The organism is Bartonella sp. CL71SXKL (assembly GCF_042194935.1).
In the GTDB taxonomy this organism is placed as follows: domain Bacteria; phylum Pseudomonadota; class Alphaproteobacteria; order Rhizobiales; family Rhizobiaceae; genus Bartonella.
In genome coordinates this window covers 101,880-121,179 of sequence record NZ_JBHINI010000002.1, presented here as the reverse complement: position 1 = coordinate 121,179, position 19,300 = coordinate 101,880, and the positions used below count along the sequence as shown (strand labels likewise).

The 19,300-nt window shown below is 38.3% G+C and carries 16 protein-coding genes and 2 pseudogenes; 7 read left to right on the top strand and 11 right to left on the bottom strand.

Annotation, left to right across the window (positions count from 1 at the left end):
- Window positions 1–290: 290 nt before the first annotated feature.
- A complete protein-coding gene (locus ACFILA_RS01685) occupies window positions 291–1,790 on the top strand; it encodes an ATP-binding protein (RefSeq protein WP_273791233.1) in 1,500 nt (499 codons plus the stop codon).
- Here ACFILA_RS01685 and ACFILA_RS01680 read toward each other — a convergent pair.
- From ACFILA_RS01680 to lgt, 4 genes are all read right to left on the bottom strand, one after another.
- Window positions 1,787–2,719, bottom strand: coding sequence for a ribose-phosphate pyrophosphokinase (locus ACFILA_RS01680; protein WP_273791232.1), 933 nt, complete (start codon window positions 2,717–2,719; stop codon window positions 1,787–1,789). The genes ACFILA_RS01685 and ACFILA_RS01680 overlap by 4 nt on opposite strands.
- A 474-nt stretch (window positions 2,720–3,193) precedes the next feature.
- On the bottom strand, window positions 3,194–3,985 hold the full coding sequence (gene pgeF / locus ACFILA_RS01675; RefSeq protein WP_375620697.1) for a peptidoglycan editing factor PgeF: 792 nt from the start codon (window positions 3,983–3,985) through the stop codon (window positions 3,194–3,196).
- Window positions 3,986–4,087: 102 nt separating this feature from the next.
- On the bottom strand, window positions 4,088–5,167 hold the full coding sequence (locus ACFILA_RS01670) for a class I SAM-dependent methyltransferase (RefSeq protein WP_273791230.1): 1,080 nt from the start codon (window positions 5,165–5,167) through the stop codon (window positions 4,088–4,090).
- Complete coding sequence (lgt, locus tag ACFILA_RS01665; protein WP_273791229.1) at window positions 5,142–6,020, bottom strand: prolipoprotein diacylglyceryl transferase; 879 nt, start codon at window positions 6,018–6,020, stop codon at window positions 5,142–5,144. Before lgt ends, ACFILA_RS01670 begins: the two co-directional genes overlap by 26 nt.
- Window positions 6,021–6,324: 304 nt before the next feature.
- Between lgt and ACFILA_RS01660 the strand changes: the two genes are divergently transcribed.
- Both ACFILA_RS01660 and ACFILA_RS01655 read left to right on the top strand, forming a co-directional pair.
- Window positions 6,325–6,570, top strand: coding sequence for an accessory factor UbiK family protein (locus ACFILA_RS01660; protein WP_273791228.1), 246 nt, complete (start codon window positions 6,325–6,327; stop codon window positions 6,568–6,570).
- Window positions 6,571–6,973: 403 nt separating this feature from the next.
- Window positions 6,974–7,474, top strand: a complete 501-nt coding sequence (locus ACFILA_RS01655; RefSeq protein WP_375629408.1) for a YbjN domain-containing protein — start codon at window positions 6,974–6,976, stop codon at window positions 7,472–7,474.
- A 45-nt stretch (window positions 7,475–7,519) separates the two neighbouring features.
- Here ACFILA_RS01655 and ACFILA_RS01650 read toward each other — a convergent pair whose 3' ends face one another.
- On the bottom strand, window positions 7,520–8,860 hold the full coding sequence (locus ACFILA_RS01650; protein WP_375637402.1) for an ATP-binding protein: 1,341 nt from the start codon (window positions 8,858–8,860) through the stop codon (window positions 7,520–7,522).
- Window positions 8,861–8,868: 8 nt separating this feature from the next.
- Window positions 8,869–9,573, bottom strand: coding sequence for a response regulator (locus ACFILA_RS01645; protein ID WP_273791226.1), 705 nt, complete (start codon window positions 9,571–9,573; stop codon window positions 8,869–8,871).
- A gap of 144 nt (window positions 9,574–9,717) precedes the next feature.
- Here ACFILA_RS01645 and ACFILA_RS01640 point away from each other — a divergent pair, with 144 nt between their 5' ends.
- Window positions 9,718–10,368, top strand: coding sequence for an MBL fold metallo-hydrolase (locus ACFILA_RS01640; RefSeq protein WP_273791225.1), 651 nt, complete (start codon window positions 9,718–9,720; stop codon window positions 10,366–10,368).
- Between the two features lie 69 nt (window positions 10,369–10,437).
- On the opposite strand, the gene ACFILA_RS01635 is transcribed toward ACFILA_RS01640, so the two are convergent.
- Both ACFILA_RS01635 and ACFILA_RS01630 read right to left on the bottom strand, forming a co-directional pair.
- On the bottom strand, window positions 10,438–11,061 hold the full coding sequence (locus ACFILA_RS01635) for a BA14K family protein (protein ID WP_375630826.1): 624 nt from the start codon (window positions 11,059–11,061) through the stop codon (window positions 10,438–10,440).
- Between the two features lie 579 nt (window positions 11,062–11,640).
- Window positions 11,641–12,261 (bottom strand): annotated as a pseudogene (locus tag ACFILA_RS01630) (sensor histidine kinase); the annotation flags it as partial.
- Window positions 12,262–12,265: 4 nt separating this feature from the next.
- On the opposite strand from ACFILA_RS01630, the pseudogene ACFILA_RS01625 reads away from it, so the two are divergent.
- Window positions 12,266–12,577, top strand: a pseudogene (locus ACFILA_RS01625) (MBL fold metallo-hydrolase); the annotation flags it as partial.
- Between the two features lie 69 nt (window positions 12,578–12,646).
- Here ACFILA_RS01625 and ACFILA_RS01620 read toward each other — a convergent pair.
- The 3 genes from ACFILA_RS01620 to ACFILA_RS01610 form a co-directional block, all read right to left on the bottom strand.
- Entirely contained in the window at window positions 12,647–13,429 is a 783-nt protein-coding gene (locus tag ACFILA_RS01620; protein ID WP_375660532.1) for a BA14K family protein, read from the bottom strand.
- 627 nt (window positions 13,430–14,056) lie between these two features.
- Window positions 14,057–16,366 carry an excinuclease ABC subunit UvrB gene (gene uvrB, locus ACFILA_RS01615; protein WP_375660531.1) on the bottom strand — a complete coding sequence of 770 codons (2,310 nt, stop codon included), beginning with the start codon at window positions 16,364–16,366 and terminating at the stop codon, window positions 14,057–14,059.
- A 258-nt stretch (window positions 16,367–16,624) separates the two neighbouring features.
- Complete coding sequence (locus ACFILA_RS01610) at window positions 16,625–16,939, bottom strand: SH3 domain-containing protein (RefSeq protein ID WP_375630822.1); 315 nt, start codon at window positions 16,937–16,939, stop codon at window positions 16,625–16,627.
- A 339-nt stretch (window positions 16,940–17,278) separates the two neighbouring features.
- Between ACFILA_RS01610 and greA the strand changes: the two genes are divergently transcribed.
- Window positions 17,279–17,752 carry a transcription elongation factor GreA gene (gene greA, locus ACFILA_RS01605; RefSeq protein ID WP_007347010.1) on the top strand — a complete coding sequence of 158 codons (474 nt, stop codon included), beginning with the start codon at window positions 17,279–17,281 and terminating at the stop codon, window positions 17,750–17,752.
- A gap of 17 nt (window positions 17,753–17,769) precedes the next feature.
- On the top strand, window positions 17,770–18,828 hold the full coding sequence (locus ACFILA_RS01600) for a glycosyltransferase family 4 protein (protein WP_375660530.1): 1,059 nt from the start codon (window positions 17,770–17,772) through the stop codon (window positions 18,826–18,828).
- The last annotated feature ends 472 nt before the right edge of the window (window positions 18,829–19,300 follow it).

Sequence of the window (19,300 nt, the reverse complement as noted above, 5' to 3'; positions counted from 1 at the left end):
TTTAAGTCCTTTTTACATGATTGGAGATCCTTCAAAAACAGTAATAGTTTTTGCATGGATATGAAGATATGCGCTAACCAACAGCGATCACTCCATTCTACGTTGCCTCCAAGGGTGTCTACGCAGAAGTTTGTTCTATAGTTCAAACTATTCATAGATGCAAGAGTTGTGGGAAAAATCGATGATTTCTACCGTTAAAAAGGAGGAAATGTTACAAATTGCGGTGTGGATGGAGAATCAACCAATATGTGCTGGCACTGATATGTTCAAAATCAAACACTGGAGATGTTATGAAGGTTGAGATTGCCTTGGGTGAGATGTCAGAGAATCGTGCTTTGCATAAATCGATGCCAGCACTTCTTGACTTAGAAGAATTATTGGCGACACGTCTTCTTGTACAAGGTAATTCCGGTTCAGGGAAATCACATCTTTTACGCCGTCTTTTGGAGCAAAGTGCTAAGTGGGTGCAGCATTGTGTAATTGATCCAGAAGGCGATTTTGTAACTTTGGCAGATAAATTTGGTCATGTTATTGTAGAGGCTCAACGTAGTGAATTAGAGTTGACTCGTATTGCCCATCGCATTCGACAACATCGAGTTTCAGTGGTATTTAATCTTGAAGGCTTGGATACTGAACAACAGATGCGTGCTGTAGGGGCTTTCCTTGGGGCACTTTTTGATGTGGAACGTGATTATTGGTATCCTATGCTTGTCGTTGTCGATGAAGCGCAATTGTTTGCTCCAACTGCAGCAGGAGAAGTTTCTGATGAAGCGCGTAAAATTTCTTTGAGCGCTATGACCAATCTTATGTGTCGAGGACGTAAACGTGGTCTTGCTGGTGTTATTGCGACACAACGTTTGGCTAAGCTTGCCAAAAATGTTGCTGCTGAAGCTTCAAACTTTTTAATAGGGCGGACTTTTTTAGATATTGATATGGTGCGCGCTGCTGATCTTTTGGGAATGGAGCGTCGCCAAGCGGAAATGTTTAGAGATCTTGAACGGGGAAATTTTATAGCTTTAGGCCCTGCTTTATCACGACGTCCCTTACCAATCATTATCGGTTCTGTTGAAACTTTGGCACGCTCTTCTAGTCCTAAATTAATGCCACTTCCAACAGAGCGGGATGATGTGCAAGAGCTCGTTTTTACTGCTTCACCAGAGGAAATTTTAACGCCATTTAAACAAACACGAGAGCCGATGAGGGAAAAATCAATGCACGAGATGTTAGAGGAGGTAGTGCATAAAAAACAAGAGCTGTTGGAAGAAAACCTGAGTTTATTTCCTGAACTTTCTGATGTTGAGCGTGACGGCCAAGCAGAACATATTATTCGGGAAATTCTTGAGGATTCTGAGGCTTTTTATCGTTCAACAGCGGTGCTTTATCAAGATTTTTCAGTTCGTTGCCGTATCCATGGTATGTCAAAGGTTCCTTTTAATCTTTCACAATTTCGGCGTAAATTGGCTATTGCTCAGGCTTTTGTTGATGAACAAACGGCTGTCAGTGAACATTGGAAACATATTTTGCAGATATCAGAAAGTTTGGAAGAAGATGTTCAAGGAGTCTTCTTGAATGTGGCACAGGCCGCATTAGGGGGAAAGCCATGTCCATCTGATGCATTTTTAGCACGTCTTTATGGAACTCATTCTTTAAGCCGTGCACGCCGACTTTTAACCTACTTTGAAGAGCGTGGACTTATTGTTATTCACACGCATTTTAGTGGTCAACGTATTGTTGCATTTCCTGATCTTGGTGTTGAAACAGCACCGGGAGACCCCAAGGAACCACTTTAACCAAATAAGCTGGAAACCGATTGTTCTGCTGCTGTCCTTGCTATTGCTTCTCCAATAAGGTCGGCAATGGGCAAAACACGAATATTATGGGTTTTCTCAATAGCTTGTGTTGGCATAATTGAATCTGTAATAACCAATTCTTTCATCTCTGAATTGGCAATTCGTTCGATTGCATTACCAGAAAGAACACCGTGCGTGATATAAGCCGTGACACTATTGGCACCATGTTTAAGCAGAGCACTTGCTGCATTGCATAAAGTTCCACCTGAATCAACAATATCATCAAGCAGAAGGCAATCTTTTCCCGATACATCTCCAATGATATTCATAACTTCTGATTCACCGGGGCTTTCGCGACGTTTATCCACAATAGCGAGCAAACTGTTCAAGCGCTTGGCGAGCGCACGCGCGCGAACCACACCACCCACATCAGGTGAAACAACGATAACATTTTCAAGAGAATAATGCACTTTGACATCGCGAGAAATGACAGGAACAGCATAGAGATTATCCGTAGGGATATCAAAAAAACCTTGAATTTGTCCTGCATGAAGGTCCAATGTTAAAACACGATGGGCCCCTGCTTCCGTAATTAGGTTGGCAACAAGTTTTGCAGAAATAGGAGTCCGTGGTCCTGGTTTTCTATCTTGGCGGGCATAGCCAAAATAGGGGATAACAGCTGTAATACGACGTGCAGAAGAACGACGAAGGGCATCAATCATGATGAGCAATTCCATCAAATGATCATTTGCGGGATAGGATGTAGATTGCAAAACAAAAACATCTTGACCACGTACATTTTCATGCAGTTCTACAAAAATTTCTTGATCAGCAAAGCGCTTTACAGTTGCTTTGCCTAAGGGGATGTTCAAATAATTTGCAACATCTTCAGCTAGGCGTGGATTAGAATTTCCGCAGAAAAGTTTCATAGTAGAACCTCTGAATTATCATGGTGAGAATGCGACACGGTTTTTAATTTCTTTTTATTAAATTGCAAGAGAACAATTACAAAAGCCTTACAATTTTATCGATTATTATTAAAGAGCTATGCAGTATGTTTTCTCTTTTTCCAAAAGTTTGTTACTTTTAGAGCAAAGTTTTTTCTCCATGCGGCAAAGAAATACATATTGATTAATCTTTTTGGTTATTACTTTATAAAAATGCTTTCAATATGGGGAATGTTTCATATTTAAGATGAATGAAGGGGAGTAATAAAAAGAAGTATCATCTTGCCTTCAATTATTATAACCAAACATTGAAAATGATCACAGCGAAGGCTATCATATTTTATGTGCTGGTAGATAATTTCGTGAAAAAAGCAAAGTCCAATGGGATTTATTTTTACATTTGGGTAAAAAGTTTAGTTTTGCAGTTTTGGTATTGTTCTCAAGTATAAAAGGGGCTCATCTTTTGTTTTTCAGCATAATAGCAGAAATTTGCCGTCCGTAATCGGGTTCGTTGCGGTGTATTGCACGGCGATAGGAGAAAAAACGCTGTTCATCTTGATAGGTACAAAGCTCTACACAAGAAGCATTAACGCCTGCTTCTTTGAGTTGGTTTATAATAAATGCCCATAGATTAAAATAAAAGCGATTTATTTTGTCTGTTTTTAAAAAATATTTTTGGTATTTGCTGTGGTAATCAATAAATTGGTCGTAAAATTCATTTGTTACTTCGTAGTGATAAGGGCCAATACAAGGTCCAAGGACTGCTGTTATTGATTGTCTTTTGGCTCCTTGTGTTTCCATAACAGCAATTGTTTTCTCGATAATTCCATTTAAGCTTCCACGCCAGCCAGCATGAGTTGCAGCGATGACTCCAGCTTGTGGATCAGCAAACAGAATGGGTCCGCAATCTGCTGTAAGAACCCCAATAACGAGTTCTGGGGTGGTCGTAACCAGAGCATCAGCTTGAGGAGGTGCACCGATAGTTGCTTGATGAGCTACGACAACGTTACAGGAGTGTATTTGATTGACTGTGACTAAATTTTGCGCCTCAATAGAAAAATAATTGGCGATCAAAAGACGATTCTGTACAATATATTCAAGCTGATCATTTGAACCTTTCCCAACATTAAGACTATGATAAAGATTTTTTGAAACACCACCTTGACGTGTAAAAAATCCATGTTTTATCCCATGGGTGTGTAAAGTAGAAAGATTTTTTGCAAGAATGGGATGAGGGATAGATTTCATAAAAGTTCCTTATGGAGATTATTTGAAATGAGGATGGAGATGTTCATATTTGTCAATGAATATTTCAGATACTGATGTGCTTATTGACAAAAGCACCGATCATCAAAATTGAGGAGGTATGGAGATGTTTTTATCACTGAAATGTAAAACTTTAAATAATTTTCCCATCTGATCTGGACCAGCGAGCCGTTCGATATCTTGGCGGATTTTGTCTTGCAAAGGAGCACTTTTGCCAACTCCAAGCTGGTTTGCGCGCTCCAGTAGCCCCATTTTAAAAAGAAATTCTCCTTGCTCTAAGATTTCAGCAAAACAGCCCTGTTCAAGAGCTATGTTTTTTAAAAAAGAAAAATCAACATGGGATGTTAAATCATGTTCACCAGGGGCATCAAAAACATCACGAAATCTATGTTTTGAGAGTGCTTGCAAGGTATCGCCAAAGGCAAGCTCACAAGCACCATAGTCGATAAGTAAAGCAGAACCTGTCACTTGCACTAAATGGTGGCTGATTTGTTGCATGAATTGATGCCGTAAAGGGGCATGTTCAAAAATTGTTCCGTCAGGCACTTTAGAACAATAGGTTTGTAGACAAGAAGAGGGAAGTTTATGCGGGGCAGCAATAAAGATGAAATCTCCATTTTGATTGACTGTAATGCAGCGCTCTTTCCATTCTCCATTGACTTTAATATATTGGTTGATAGGGAGTGTATCGAGAAATTCATTAGCAATGAGGAAGAGAGGTTTTGAAGGAATTTGATTAAAATTTTCAATGCTATGGATTTGTTTTTGATAAGAGCAAAGGCGCTTTTTTTGTTCTTTTGCAAGTTTTTTGCTTATTTCGATCAAAAAAATTTCAGCAGCATTAAATGCTCTTGTAGAAAGCTTTTGGATGGTTCGCAAAATGTCATCCATCAAAATTCCACGTCCTGGACCTATCTCAGCGAGGATAAAAGGATGAGGACAACCTTGAGCTTTCCAGCTCGCAAGAGTCCAAATGCCAATCATCTCTCCAAATAATTGGCTTATTTCAGGTGCTGTAATGAAATCACCATCACGTCCAAAAGGTGTTTGTGTTTGATAATAACCAAACTGAGGATCTGTAAGTGCCAACGTCATATATTGGCTAACAGTGATTGGTCCATTAAGGACAATAATTTCTTTAATTTTTTCTTTTAGATTGGCCATTTTCTGTCGATTTATATTTAAAGGCGTGGAGAAGAAGATAACCCCCTAAAAGAAGCATGGGAAGAGATAAAGCCATGCCATAGGTAAAACCAGTAGAATGGAAAAGTGTCGAAAACCATTCTGGATCTTCTTGAGGCGCACGGTAAACTTCAGAAATGCTGCGTGCTACTGCGTAGCCTATAATAAATGTTCCTGATACAGCACCGGGACGCTTTAATGCTTTGAACCCAAAAATAAGAAGACACAGGATGATGAAGAGAAGAAATCCTTCCATAAATGCTTCGTAAAGCTGGCTTGGATGGCGCGGTAAATAGTAAGGATCGAGAGGAAAACAAACAGCCCAAGGATGTGTAGTGATATTGCCCCATAACTCTTGGTTGATGAAGTTGCAGATTCGTACAATGCCGATACCAATAGGAGCACCTGCAGCAATGATATCAAACATGGCTCGTATGTTAATATAATTTTTACGGGCAAACCAGATCATAGCAATGATAATACCAATAAGTCCGCCATGAAAGGACATTCCCCCATCCCATACGGCAATGATAGCACTTGGATGGTTAAAATAGTAAATGGGATCCCATACAAGAACTTGTCCTAAACGCCCTCCGATAACAACACTTATGGCAGACCAGACAACAAAATCTCCGATCTTTTCTTTATCCATAGGAGGGTGGTCTCTATACCATAGAGATGTTTTTTTTAATAATTTTTGCGCATACCACCAAGCAAAAAGAATACCCAGTACGTAACCAAGTCCATACCAATGAAGTGCTATGGGACCTAGCTGGATAATGACAGGATCAAGGAAAGACGGAAAAGCAATGGCTGGACAAGACAGATTGTTCATGAGTTAAGCATTTTACATTATACGAGATGAATATGAAGTGACTCTGATGGTCAGAAATGACAGATGAATGCACAATGGTCAAGTCAGTAGGGAGGCTAGTCAGAAAGGGAGATAGATTTCCACTGATTTATCGCGGTAAAAAATATGGTGATAAAGGAATATTAAAAAATCTTAAACAAAATCGTTATGAAAAGTCTACATAGTATGTAAAATATAGAGTAAAAGGAACAAATTACAGTATCTAAATGTTATGAGAATACGCTATAATGCGTGCGTCAATAATTAAAGTTTAAGGAAAAATGTTATGCGTAATGGATCAAATCGTATTCTTGATGAATTAGCAAAATTAGCAACGGATGCTGCTGACGTTGCGCAAGGCATACGACGTGAAGCTGGAACAGCTTTTCGTGTGCAGGCTGAAAAGATAGCAAACAAACTTGATCTTGTTTCTCGCGAAGAGTTTGAGACTTTTAAGGAGATGGTGCTGAAAATCCATGCTGATAATGCTGATTTGAAAAGGCGCCTTGATGATTTAAAGAAAGATGATTAAAAAAACGCAGACACAAAAAAGTAAAATAGTTTCTTAAAAAAAGAATCTTCAAAAAATATCCCCAATTTTTCAATGTGATGCGTGAAACTAAAAAATGCTTAATCTTGAGTCTGTTAGAGCGGAGCATTTGTTTATTTTTGATTTTTTTTTGGGTAAAATACATTTTTTTGAATCAGGGGGGCTGGCGCTATGAAATTGTATCAATACACTGAAAAGACTTGATGATTCGTTTTATGACTATCAGGTTGCCCTAAACAGCGCGATTGTGTTCTGGGTGTTTGTGTACTGTCGATGTTTTTATGTGTATTTGTTTGGTGTAAAGGTTCTGATTGTAGCAAAATATTGTTACAGTTTAGACGGTTTATATTCTGTTGACAATGTTTTAAGATGATTGAGGATTGTGATGAGGCTTGCATTTTGCGCCACAGAAAGAAAAGAGCACCCTGTTGACTTTATCGAACAGATTGCCTGTGAATATGATTGGTCGTTTGAGCGGGATGCACAAGATGAAATTAGCGTTTGTGTGGAAGGAAAACGCGCAAACTATCGTCTTGCTTTTTCATGGATGGAAGAACATGAAGCACTTCATTTAGCTTGTTCGTTTGATCTCTCTACTAAAAATGCTCGAACAGCTGAAATACAGCGCTTATTGCTAGCAATTAATGAAAAGTTGTTGTTGGGACATTTTGATTACTGGCAAAGGAATAATTCAGTTATTTATCGACAAGGTCTTCTTTTGGCTGGTGGGATGCATCCATCTCATATACAGGTTGAAACATTGTTGATACATGCACTTAAAGCCTGTGAAAGCCATTATGTTGCATTTCAGATGGTTGCTTTGTCGGGAGAAAGTGCTTACAAGGCACTACAGTACACTTTGTTTGAAACTGTAGGGAATGCCTAAAATATACAGTCTGTTATTTTTACAGACGGTTTGCGGAAATATTGCTCATAGGGGGACATCAAGAATAGCGCGCACTCCCCCGAGTGGGCTCTCATCTAATTGTATATTGCCACCATGGCTGCGTGCTATGTCTTGAGCAATAGAAAGACCAAGTCCTGTTCCACTTGCATCTTGATTTCGCGCTTTATCAAGTCGAAAGAATGGCTTAAAAACTTCTGTGCGCATATTTTCATGAATTCCAGGTCCATTATCATCGATTATCAATATAAAAGATTCTTGTTGAGAGTTAGCGGTTAGTTTAACAGTCGTGCCGTAACAAAATGCATTTGTTACAAGATTGCTGACTAAGCGTGTGAAAGCACGGGGACGTACTTGTATTTCTGTAGGACCTTCAATGGTGTAAGAAAATTGACGTTTGTGAAGACGAGCATCGGTGGAGAATTTTTGCATAAGAGCATTTAAATCAAAAGTCTTGACACTTTCACTTCCTTCACCACGAGCAAAAGCAAGATAATCTTCTAACATATTTTGCATGTCACTTACATCTTGCTCAAGCGGTTTAATATCAAAGTCAGTATTTACTAATGCCAGCTGAAGTTTAAAGCGTGTAAGAATGGTTCTTAAATCATGACTTACTCCTGAGAGCATCATGGTACGTTGTTCAATTTGGCGTTCAATACGTTCACGCATGCGTAAAAAAGCGATGCCTGCACGACGGACTTCATCAGCTCCTTGTGGTTGAAATCCTTTTGGTAAAGGACGACCGCGTCCAAAGCTTTCTGCTGCTTCAGCCAATTGTTGAATCGGTTTGATTTGATTGCGCAAGAAGTAAATTGCTATCAGCAATAAAACAAGAGCTGTTCCTACCATCCAGCTTAAAAAAATAGCAGTATTGGAAGCATAGGCTTGGCTGCGTGGAGCAAAGACGCGTAAGATGTTGTGACCAAGGTGGATACGGATTTCAACAAGATCAGAATCTCCTACGGTATCAATCCAGAAGGGACGGTTAATTTGGCGGGTGATTTCTTCACTTAAAAAATAGTCAAGAATTGCAAAAAATGGCTTAGGTCCTGGAGGGGGTAAGGAGGTAGGAGATAGAATAGAAATATTTAATCCCATACGTTGTTGTGCAATACGCTTGATATCTTCATAGTTATCTTGTTGGGGATATGTTTCAAGAATATCAATAATGGCTGAAATATCATGCACGACAGCCGTTGAAAGACGCTCGGTTACCATTTGCCAATGGCGTTCCATAAAGACATAAGCAATGACCGTTTGCAGAAGCACCATGGGAGCGATAATAATGATTAAAGAGCGAGCATAAAGCCGTTTAGGCATTTTTTTCGTTAACCATCGAAGAAAAAATCTTAAAGGTTTGATCATTCTTGTGCCTATTCAATAGAGAGTTTATACCCTATTCCTCGCACGGTTTGGAGCCATATAGGCAGTGCTGGGTTTTTTTCGATCTTACGACGAAGGCGGTTGATCTGCACATCAATGGCACGTTCACTTATATTGCTGTCATCTGTCGCGAATTTATGGCGCGGAATTGTATCGCCTGCATTTTCGGCAAACATGACCATCATTTCTTGTTCTTTATCTGTTAATTTAATAATTTCTCCTCCTTTTTTGAGTTCGCGTCGTGAAATTGAAAATATATAAGGACCAAAAACGATTTGCTCAATTTTAGGTTGGCTAAGGGGAAAACCACGTCGTAAAATGGCGTTGATGCGAAGGAGAAGTTCACGAGGGTCAAACGGCTTAGACAGATAATCATCGGCCCCTGCTTCTAATCCACGGATACGATTGTCTATTTCTGATAAAGCTGTTAGCATCAAGATAGGAACATCTTTTGTTTGGCGGAGTGAATGAGTGAGATCAATACCGTTTTCGCTAGGCATCATGACATCAACAATAAGAAGATCAAAATCTAAACTTGCCAACAGTCGTCTTGCTTCATTCGCATTGGCTGAAACTGAAACACGAAATCCATTTTTAATGAGAAACTGAAATAAAAGATTGCGAATACGAGTATCGTCATCAATCACAAGAAGGTGAGGGGCATCGTCACACAAAACTTGAACGTGATTGGTCATTCTTAAAAAAACCTTGATAAAAATTTAGTTTACACAAAATGCAAGTTTACATAAGTTGTATAAAGCTGTCGAGCAGCACCTTTACCTTAAAGGAGAGAAAGTTTTATTTATAAATTTAAAAAAGTTACTTTTGAAAAGGATATTATGGGTAGTCTTAATATACATATTATTCCCGTTACGACATTCCAACAAAATTGCACTTTGCTTTTTGATAGTGAATGTAAAACGGGGGTTCTCGTTGATCCTGGTGGTGATTGGCCGCGGATTCAAGACGTAATCGAAAAGAATGGTGTTATTGTCGAGGCTATTTGGGTAACACATGGTCATTTTGATCATGTAGGAGCAGCAATGCAAGCGAAAGAAGCGCTTAATGTAAAAATTATCGGTTCACATCGCGATGATAAGCCTGTGATGGATGCTGTGAGCGAAAGCGCAAAAAATTATGGCATCACTGATGCTTGCATCTGTATTCCTGACAAATGGTTAGAAGATGGTGAGTGTGTTCATTTTGCTGGACATGTGTTTAAGGTTTTTCACACCCCAGGACATTCCCCTGGTCATGTTATTTATTTCAATGAAAAAGAGCGCTTAGCTCTCTTGGGTGATGTTCTTTTTCGTGGTTCTATTGGACGTACGGACTTCCCCTTCTGTTCCTATGAAAAATTGATGCAATCTCTTCGAGAAAAAGTTTTACCCTTAGGCGATGATGTTTGTTTTATTTGTGGGCATGGTCCCAAAAGTAGCATAGGCTATGAGCGCCAAAATAATCCTTTTCTTCAAGATTTTAATATATGAGCAAACAAAAAAACGCTTTGAAGCGTTTTTTTGTGCCATTTAAGACTTTTTAGTAGGGCGGAACAGAAGTTAATTTATTGGGGCATAACAAACGTGTTCCAAACCATTACGGTCTCGGAAAGTTCCTGTTTTAGGGTTGAAAGAACGGTATTTTTTCTTGCAATAGTTAAGCCAATCAGATTCCCATGATTGTTGTACTGGCTCATATTCCACCGTTTGCGGAGCTTCATAAATTATCTGTTCTTGTGGAACCTGTTGATATACAATTTGATGCTGTGGTGCGGTTTGATAAACAACTTGTGGCTGTTCTGGTTTTTTTAAAATTTTGCCGAGAAGTGCACCTGCTGCAAGAGCAAGAATGCCTATTGCTAAAGCTTCTCCTGAGTTATTTATATTAATACTACTGTGTTTTGTCTTTTTGCGCTCGACATAATGATATGTCTTGTGTTCAACATGATGGTGTTGTTGTGCTCCCCATTTATGGCTAACATAATGACGCTTGTGGGGATTATCAAAAGAGCGATGTTCACTATGAGAAAAATGGGAGCTAAAATTGTGAGCTGGTAAACCAGCCTCCCTCCTCATATCATAGCTATGATACCATGCCATATCTGCAAGCGTTGGATTTAATGGCATCAAAACGGTTGCAGTAGACATTGCTGATAATACCGCTAATCTGAAGAGTTTTTTCATAATGATGCTCCTTGTGTAAATTCGTATTTTTCACATCCTACACGTTTCAAACTGAATAGAGCCTGAACAATTTTGGACTTTATTGTGACAAAAAAATAAAAATTCATTTAGTTAAAACATTGCCGGTACAGTAAAATAAAATCATGACAAAATTTTGATTTCAATTAATGTAATATTCTTAAGGTTAATTCAGCAGCTTGTATTGAGAGCAGCAGATTTTTTACTATTGGTTATAAATTCTTTATTGATGAGTACTTTTTTATTAATTGATACAATATGAATTAAACAATAGGTGTATGAATAAAAGTTATCGTTTTTTATTATAGGCTTATGGTGCTAAGATAAAATCTTATTTGTGTGATAGAATACAGTCCTGTTTGGCTACTCTCTTGTGAGGTTAAATATTGAGTTCGATATCAGATTATAACTGTATAAGATAATATATTGCGGGAACTTTTTTTGATATATGGGAAACATTCTCTTTAATTTTTTTGTGCTCATTTAGGTTTTAGAAGTGTTTTTGGCATGTTTTGATAGTTTTAGGGATTTTTTTATAACGTGGTTTAACAAGAAAAATTGCTAAAGGGGGACATCAATAATAGCGCGTAAGTCCCCTAGAGGGCTATCATCCAATTGAATATTGCCTCCATGGCTACGTGCTATATCTTGAGCAATAGAAAGGCCGAGTCCTGCTCTACTCGCATCTTGATTTTGTGTTTTATCAAGTTTAAAGAATGGCTTAAAGACTTCTGTGCGCATATTTTTATGAATCCCAGGTCCATCATCATCAATAGTTATGATGAAAGATTCTTGTTGGGATATGGCTGTTAGTTTGACAGTATTAGCATGACAAAATGCTTTTGATACAAGATTGCTGATGAGACGCGTGAAGGCATGTGGGCGTACTTGTATTTGTGTAGGGCTTTCAATGGTGTAGGAAAATTGACGTTTGTGAAGATGCGCATCGGTAGAGAATTTTTGCATAAGAGCATTTAAATCAAAAGTTTTAATACACTCACTTCCTTCACTACGGGCAAAAGCAAGGTAATTTTCTAACATATTTTGCATGTCGCTCACATCTTGCTCAAGCGGCTTAATATCAAAGTCAGTATTTGCTAACGCTAGTTGAAGTTTAAAACGGGTGAGAATGGTTCTTAAATCATGGCTTACACCCGAAAGCATTATGGTGCGTTGTTCGATATAGTTAGAAGATGGTGAGTGTGTGTATTTTGCTAGACATGAGTTTAGGGTTTTGCATACACTAGGGCATTCCCTTGGTCATGTTATTTATTTCAATGAAAAAGAGCGCTTAGTCCTCTTGGGTGGTGTTCTTTTTCGTGGTTCTATTGGACGTACGGACTTCCCCTTCTGTTCCTATGAAAAATTGATACAATCTCTTCGAGAAAAAGTTTTACCCTTAGGCGATGATGTTTATTTTATTTGTGGGTATGGCCCTAAAAGTAGCATAGGCTATGAGCGCCAAAATAATCCTTTTCTTCAAGATTTTAATATATGAGCAAACAAAAAAACGCTTTGAAGCGTTTTTTTGTGCCATTTAAGACTTTTTAGTAGGGCGGAACAGAAGTTAATTTATTGGGGCATAACAAACGTGTTCCAAACCATTACGGTCTCGGAAAGTTCCTGTTTTAGGGTTGAAAGAACGGTATTTTTTCTTACAATAGTTAAGCCAATCAGATTCCCATGATTGTTGTACTGGCTCATATTTCACCATTTGCGGAGCTTCATAAATTATCTGTTCTTGTGGAACCTGTTGATATACAATTTGATGTTGTGGTACGGTTTGATAAACAACTTGTGGCTGTTCTGGTTTTTTTAAAACTGTACCAAGAATCGTACCTGTTGCAAGACCAAGAATACCCATTACTACAGCATCTCCTGAGTTTTCTATATGAACATTACGGTGTTTTGTTTTTTTGCGCTCGACGTAATGATACGTTTTGTTTTCAATATAATGATAATGGTGGTGGTGGTGATGATGGTGTTGTTGTTCCGTCTTACTATGTTTGGCTACAAACCTTTCATGTTCGGCTTTAAATCTTCTTTTGCCGTCTTCAAAACGCTTGTGGAAATCATCAACAAACTTTTGGAAATCATCAGAAAAAAAGCCACGTTTTCTATCAGAACAATGGGAGCGAGAAAAACCGCAAGGCGGGATATCAGCTTTCTTCCTTATTTCCCTTATCGCATCATCTGTTTCTTTACGCATCTTCCTCATCATATCATCTATTTCTCTCGAGATAGAGTCACTACGATTCCATGCCATATTCGCAAGCGTTGCATTTAGCGGCATCAAAACGGTCACAGTTGACATTGCTGATAATACCGCTAACCTGATCGCTTTTTTCATAATGATGCTCCTTGTGTAAATTCGTATTTTTCACATCCTACACGTTTCAAACTGAATAGAGCCTGAACAATTTTGGACTTTATTGTGACAAAAAAATAAAAATTCATTTAGTTGAATCTACCACGGAGACAGTACAATAAAATCATAACAGAATTTTGATTTCAATTAATGTACTCTGCTTGAGGTTAATTAATAAATTTGTATTGAGAGTACCCGATTTTTTACTATGGGATATAAAATCTTTATTTATTGGTACTTTTTTATTGTTTGGTACAATATGAATTGAACAATAGGTGTATGAATACAAAGTTATCATTTTTTATCATAGTCTTATGGTTCTATGAGAAAGTCTTATTTTACTTTATTTGTGTTATAGAACAGTGACCTATTTGAATATTTTTTTGTAAGGATCGATAATATTGAGTTAAATATCAGAGTATAACTGTATAAAATAATATATTTTGGAATTTTTTGTAAAATGTTCTTTCTTATGTTGTTTTAGACAAATTGGAGCACCCTTGATGTTGGAGGTTGTCTATTTTTCGGATAATGCTGTTTGCTTTTGAACCTTAGTCTTTTTTAGAAGAGCTGAAGATTATTTTATGCGGTTTGAAATTTCTTACTCCTTCATTGATTGCGTTTTTTTCGTTTTATTGTTGCTTGATTAGGGGTGTTTTTACGAGATTTTCCTTTTTGATTTTCCAAAATACCAGTGTCCATGGTTGGTCCCATGTGTGCAAGGTCTGGTTTGGAGAAAAGACTTTGTTGTAACACGGGCTCATGGGTGGATTGTTCGCTATGATGTGTTAAGGGATTTTCTGCGAGTTCTAGTTCTATCTTTTGTAATTGTTTGATTTCATCGCGAAGTCGCGCTGCTTCTTCAAAATTAAGATCAGCAGCTGCTTCATGCATTAATTTTTCAAGGTGTTTAATATGAGATGCTAAATTGTTGCCAACTATATTTTTTTTCTCGATAACATCAGGGATATTTGTACGAACATGGTTGTTTTCATCGCCTAAATTGAGAATATCTCCGATATTTTTTTTGATACTTTTCGGTGTGATATGGTGTTCTTCATTATAGGCTATTTGTTTTTGTCGACGTCTTTGTGTCTCCTGTAAGGCTCGTTCTATGGAACCAGTGATCGTATCTGCATAGAGGATAACACGGCCATCTACGTTACGTGCAGCACGTCCGATTGTTTGTATGAGGGAAGTTTCAGAGCGCAAAAAGCCCTCTTTATCGGCATCTAGAATGGCAACAAAACCACATTCTGGAATATCTAAGCCTTCTCGGAGCAAGTTGATACCGATGAGGACATCAAAGGTGCCAAGCCGAAGATCGCGTAGAATTTCAATGCGTTCTAATGTATCAATGTCAGAATGCATGTAGCGTACACGAATGTCTTGTTCGTGGAGATATTCAGTTAAGTCCTCAGCCATACGCTTTGTGAGAACTGTCACCAATGTACGGTAGCCTTTTTGAATTGTTTTACGAATTTCATTCACAACATCATCGACTTGATTTTTGGCTGGACGAACCTCTGTTGGTGGGTCAACAAGCCCTGTTGGGCGAATAACTTGTTCCGCAAAAGTGCCGTGAGATTGTTCTATTTCCCAGCGTCCAGGTGTTGCGGAGACAGCAATCGTTTGTGGGCGCATAGCATCCCATTCTTCAAAGCGCAAAGGACGGTTATCCATACAAGAAGGGAGGCGAAAACCATATTCTGCTAGTGTTGCTTTTCTACGAAAGTCACCTCGGTACATGCCCCCAATTTGGGGAATGGTTACGTGGCTTTCATCGATAAAAACAAGAGCATTATTTGGAATGTATTCGAACAAGGTTGGTGGTGGTTCTCCGGGTTTTCGTCCTGTTAAATAACGTGAATAATTTTCTATTCCGGCGCATGAGCCGGTGGTTTCTAACATTTCTAAATCAAAAATTGTACGTTGTTCTAAACGTTGTGCTTCTAAAAGACGTCCAGCTGCGTTCAACTCATCGAGGCGTTGAACGAGTTCCATTTTGATGGCTTTCATTGCTTGATTGAGTGTTGGTCGCGGTATTACATAGTGTGAATTGGCATAAATTTTAATCGATTGAAGATCGCCTGTTTTTTGTCCGGTGAGAGGATCGAATTCCGTAATTGTTTCCACTTCATCGCCAAAGAGCGAAATACGCCAAGCACGATCTTCGAGGTGGGCAGGGAAAATTTCGATTGTATCCCCTCGTACACGAAAGGAACCACGAATGAAATTGATATCTTGTCGATAATACTGTTGAGAGACTAAATCAGCCAAGAGTGTTCGTTGATTGAGTTTGTCCCCTTTTGCTATTTGGAAGGTCATGGCCGTATAGGTTTCTACGGAACCAATTCCGTAGATGCAGGAGACAGAGGCGACGATAATAACGTCATCACGCTCTAAGACGGCGCGTGTTGCAGCATGACGCATCCGGTCGATTTGTTCATTAATTGAGGATTCTTTTTCAATATAGGTATCAGAGCGTGCAACGTAGGCTTCTGGCTGATAATAGTCATAATAGGAAACAAAATATTCGACAGCATTATGGGGAAAAAAACTTTTAAATTCCCCATAAAGCTGCGCTGCTAGAGTTTTATTTGGTGCTAAGATTAAAGCTGGACGCTGTGTTTTTTCAATGATATTGGCCATTGTATAGGTTTTTCCTGAGCCGGTAGCACCCAAAAGCACTTGTGTACGTTCATCTTTTTGAATTCCCTCAACCAGAGTTTTTATGGCTTGAGGTTGATCTCCCGCTGGTTTAAAAGATGTTTCGAGTTGAAATGGAATACCACCTTCAGACTTTTCAGGACGAACAGGGCGGTGAGGTGTCCATAACGCGCCATTCTTAAAAAGAGGATTACCTGAAGCAATGAGAGCAGAAAGAGCTTCTACTGTTGCAGTAACACCATTTTTCATTGTTGTATCCTTTGATAGAAAAGTGTTGGTGATTTTAAAGAAAATACTAATTTTTACAAATTTATTACGACAACAGCAAAACGTTATTGAACAGATTTATTTTGGTTTATTAGAGCTTTCATTAGGATATTGATCAAGTTTTTTATGAGACGAGTTCTTTGAAGTATTTCTTTGGAGGGGGTATATTTGTGGTTGTTCGTGGACACTATTGCATTTTTGCCATGATGATATTCAAGAGGGCATAAGTTATTATGGCTGTTATGGAGAATAATCGGTATGTTTGGGCACTAAAGACATTGTATATGTGTGATAAAGATCGTTTCCATCTTTAAATGAAAGATAACGAGATGACACCCAACCTATTTGAGTGTTATATCGGATATGGCACCAATTTCCTTCACAGTTTTTAACAAAAACCAATTCTCCAGCAGAGATTAAGCCGCAAAGCGCATACTGAGTGCTGGGACCTGTTCTAAAATTAAGATTTCTCGTAACAAAAGCATCTGCTGCCTCTGATATTGTTGTGGCTAAAAAGAAAGAGCCAAACATAAAAAAAATGACGATTTTTTTCATTTTTCTGTAAAGAATTTCTTTAGAGATTTTCTATCCTTCTCTCTTCATATCCCATATGATTTCTTTTACTAGATTATGATAAAACAGAAAAAAATACAATTCTTTCTTCTTTAGGACACTTTTAAAGAGAAGAGTGAAGTTTAACGTTTTAAACACCAAAATGAGATGTTTTAATCACTATTTGTGCATGTTTTGTTTCCTTTATTTATTTTTGTATGGAAAACAGCGATACTGTACTATATAATAAAAAAGATCGTAGTTTTCGGATTCCAAAAGTAATTTTGGAAGCCGTTTTTTGTATTTTTATTAAACCTTCCGTGTAATAGAAAGGGACGGATTATGGAAAAAGTTCCGATGACTACAGCTGGTTTTGAGAGTCTTAAAGAAGAGTTGCGTTGGCGTCAACAACAGGAGCGTCCGCGAATTATTGAAGCAATTTCTGAGGCGCGTGCGCATGGTGATTTATCCGAAAATGCTGAGTATCATGCAGCTAAAGAAGCGCAAAGTCATAATGAGGGGCGTATAAATGAGCTTGAAGATTATATCGCGCGAGCAGAAGTTATAGATGTCTCGCGTCTTTCAGGTGACAAAATAAAATTTGGCGCAACCATTAAACTCTTGGATGAGGACACTGAAGAAAAAAAAGTGTATCAGATCGTAGGAGATCAAGAAGCTGATGTAAAGGTTGGTAAAATCTCTATTTCTTCGCCTATCGCACGTGCACTTATTGGCAAGCAAGAAGGTGATGTGATTGAGGTGAATGCACCAGGTGGTGCGCATAATTATGAGATCATTAAGGTTCAGTACATCTAAATAACATATGGATTATTATGCGTGTATCTTTGGACGAAACTGAAATTATTGCGCCTCACTTTAAAAGGCGTTTATCGGGAGTAACATCTACGATTATTCAGCTTATTCCACTGCAACGCGAACAGGGCGTGCGTATATCCACTTTGGGGTTTGGTTTACCACGAACTTTGCCAACTCTTGCCTTTAGGGACCTTTTCGGACTTTGGAAAAGTCCGAAAGGGAAGCCATTTCGTATTTGGCATGCACGACGCAATATTGAGATGCTTTGTGGGATCTTTTTGCGCGATGTTTTGCGAATGAAGCTTAAACTCATCTTTACTTCGGCTTCACAACGTCATCATAAGCCTTTTACCAAATGGTTGATTCGCTGTATGGATAGGGTTATAGCTACCAGTACACGTACGGGCGCTTATCTAGAAGTGCCTCATAAGGTTATTATGCATGGGGTGGATGTGAGGCGTTTTACTCCACCACAGACTTTTGATGATTGCTTTTCTTCGACAGGATTTCCAGGAAAATATGCGGTAGGATGTTTTGGGCGTCTGCGCTACTCAAAGGGAACAGATTTATTTGTTGATGCCATGATAGCATTATTGCCTGATTACCCCGAATGGACAGCACTTATCGCTGGTCGTACGACAGAGCAATATTATCATTTTGAAAAAGAGTTACGCCAAAAGATTGCTAAAGCTGGTCTGGATGATCGCATTATTTTTCTTGGTGAGATTCTGGACATCCCTTTGTGGTATCGTCGTTTAACACTTTATGTTGCACCTTCTCGTACAGAAGGTTTCGGTTTAACGCCATTAGAAGCAATGGCATCACAGGTTGCGGTTGTAACGAGTGATGCAGGAGCTTATAAAGAATTGGTTGTAGAAGCGACAGGAACAGTTGTAAAAGCAGGAGATGGTTTGGCTTTAACCGCAGCAATTGAACCTTATTTTTCTGATGTGGAAAAAACATTGGCAGCCGGAAAGAAAGCTTTAACCCATGTTCGTACTCACTTTCCTTTGGAAAAAGAGGCACGCAAGATTGAAAGTGTTTACAAAGAACTGTTTGCGGAAAAAACACTTTGATATGATATCAAAAATCTTCTTAAGGGATGATAAAAAGTATTTTCCTTAAAGGTTTTTCATAGTCATCAAGAAAACAGCTCAATGATATAAATGTTATTTTACAAAATTTATATTGTCTTTAGTAGAACACTATAAAAAGTTCCCAAAATTTTGGATAAAAGATTAAAAATGTATACGCTTGAGAGCGATATGTAGTTTATGATAAAGCATACTAGGAGAGAGGAAAGCTACTTTTATTCATTGATATTTTAGAATAAGAAAATAATGCTTTAACTCAAGTCTGGGGATTTATGCACTATCTTATACGGTGTCGTACTGATATTGTTCGTTTTGTAAGACTTAAATAGATAGCAAAAAAAACGTTTTCTTGTCTTAAAAAGATAATGATGCTATCTCCATGGATAAAATAGTCGTACATATTTTCAATAAATTCATGATAAGATGGACTTAAGATCAATATATATATGATTTT

Excerpts from the sequence above, each read along its gene's own strand:
- ACFILA_RS01645 (WP_273791226.1), bottom strand. The coding sequence starts at position 9,573 with ATGACCAATCACGTTCAAGTTTTGTGTGACGATGCCCCTCACCTTCTT.
- ACFILA_RS01650 (WP_375637402.1), bottom strand. The coding sequence starts at position 8,860 with ATGATCAAACCTTTAAGATTTTTTCTTCGATGGTTAACGAAAAAAATG.
- ACFILA_RS01640 (WP_273791225.1), top strand. The coding sequence starts at position 9,718 with ATGGGTAGTCTTAATATACATATTATTCCCGTTACGACATTCCAACAA.
- ACFILA_RS01655 (WP_375629408.1), top strand. The coding sequence starts at position 6,974 with ATGAGGCTTGCATTTTGCGCCACAGAAAGAAAAGAGCACCCTGTTGAC.
- pgeF (WP_375620697.1), bottom strand. The coding sequence starts at position 3,985 with ATGAAATCTATCCCTCATCCCATTCTTGCAAAAAATCTTTCTACTTTA.
- ACFILA_RS01610 (WP_375630822.1), bottom strand. The coding sequence starts at position 16,939 with ATGAAAAAAATCGTCATTTTTTTTATGTTTGGCTCTTTCTTTTTAGCC.
- ACFILA_RS01635 (WP_375630826.1), bottom strand. The coding sequence starts at position 11,061 with ATGAAAAAACTCTTCAGATTAGCGGTATTATCAGCAATGTCTACTGCA.
- lgt (WP_273791229.1), bottom strand. The coding sequence starts at position 6,020 with ATGAACAATCTGTCTTGTCCAGCCATTGCTTTTCCGTCTTTCCTTGAT.
- ACFILA_RS01620 (WP_375660532.1), bottom strand. The coding sequence starts at position 13,429 with ATGAAAAAAGCGATCAGGTTAGCGGTATTATCAGCAATGTCAACTGTG.
- ACFILA_RS01600 (WP_375660530.1), top strand. The coding sequence starts at position 17,770 with ATGCGTGTATCTTTGGACGAAACTGAAATTATTGCGCCTCACTTTAAA.
- ACFILA_RS01660 (WP_273791228.1), top strand. The coding sequence starts at position 6,325 with ATGCGTAATGGATCAAATCGTATTCTTGATGAATTAGCAAAATTAGCA.
- ACFILA_RS01680 (WP_273791232.1), bottom strand. The coding sequence starts at position 2,719 with ATGAAACTTTTCTGCGGAAATTCTAATCCACGCCTAGCTGAAGATGTT.
- greA (WP_007347010.1), top strand. The coding sequence starts at position 17,279 with ATGGAAAAAGTTCCGATGACTACAGCTGGTTTTGAGAGTCTTAAAGAA.
- uvrB (WP_375660531.1), bottom strand. The coding sequence starts at position 16,366 with ATGAAAAATGGTGTTACTGCAACAGTAGAAGCTCTTTCTGCTCTCATT.
- ACFILA_RS01670 (WP_273791230.1), bottom strand. The coding sequence starts at position 5,167 with ATGGCCAATCTAAAAGAAAAAATTAAAGAAATTATTGTCCTTAATGGA.
- ACFILA_RS01685 (WP_273791233.1), top strand. The coding sequence starts at position 291 with ATGAAGGTTGAGATTGCCTTGGGTGAGATGTCAGAGAATCGTGCTTTG.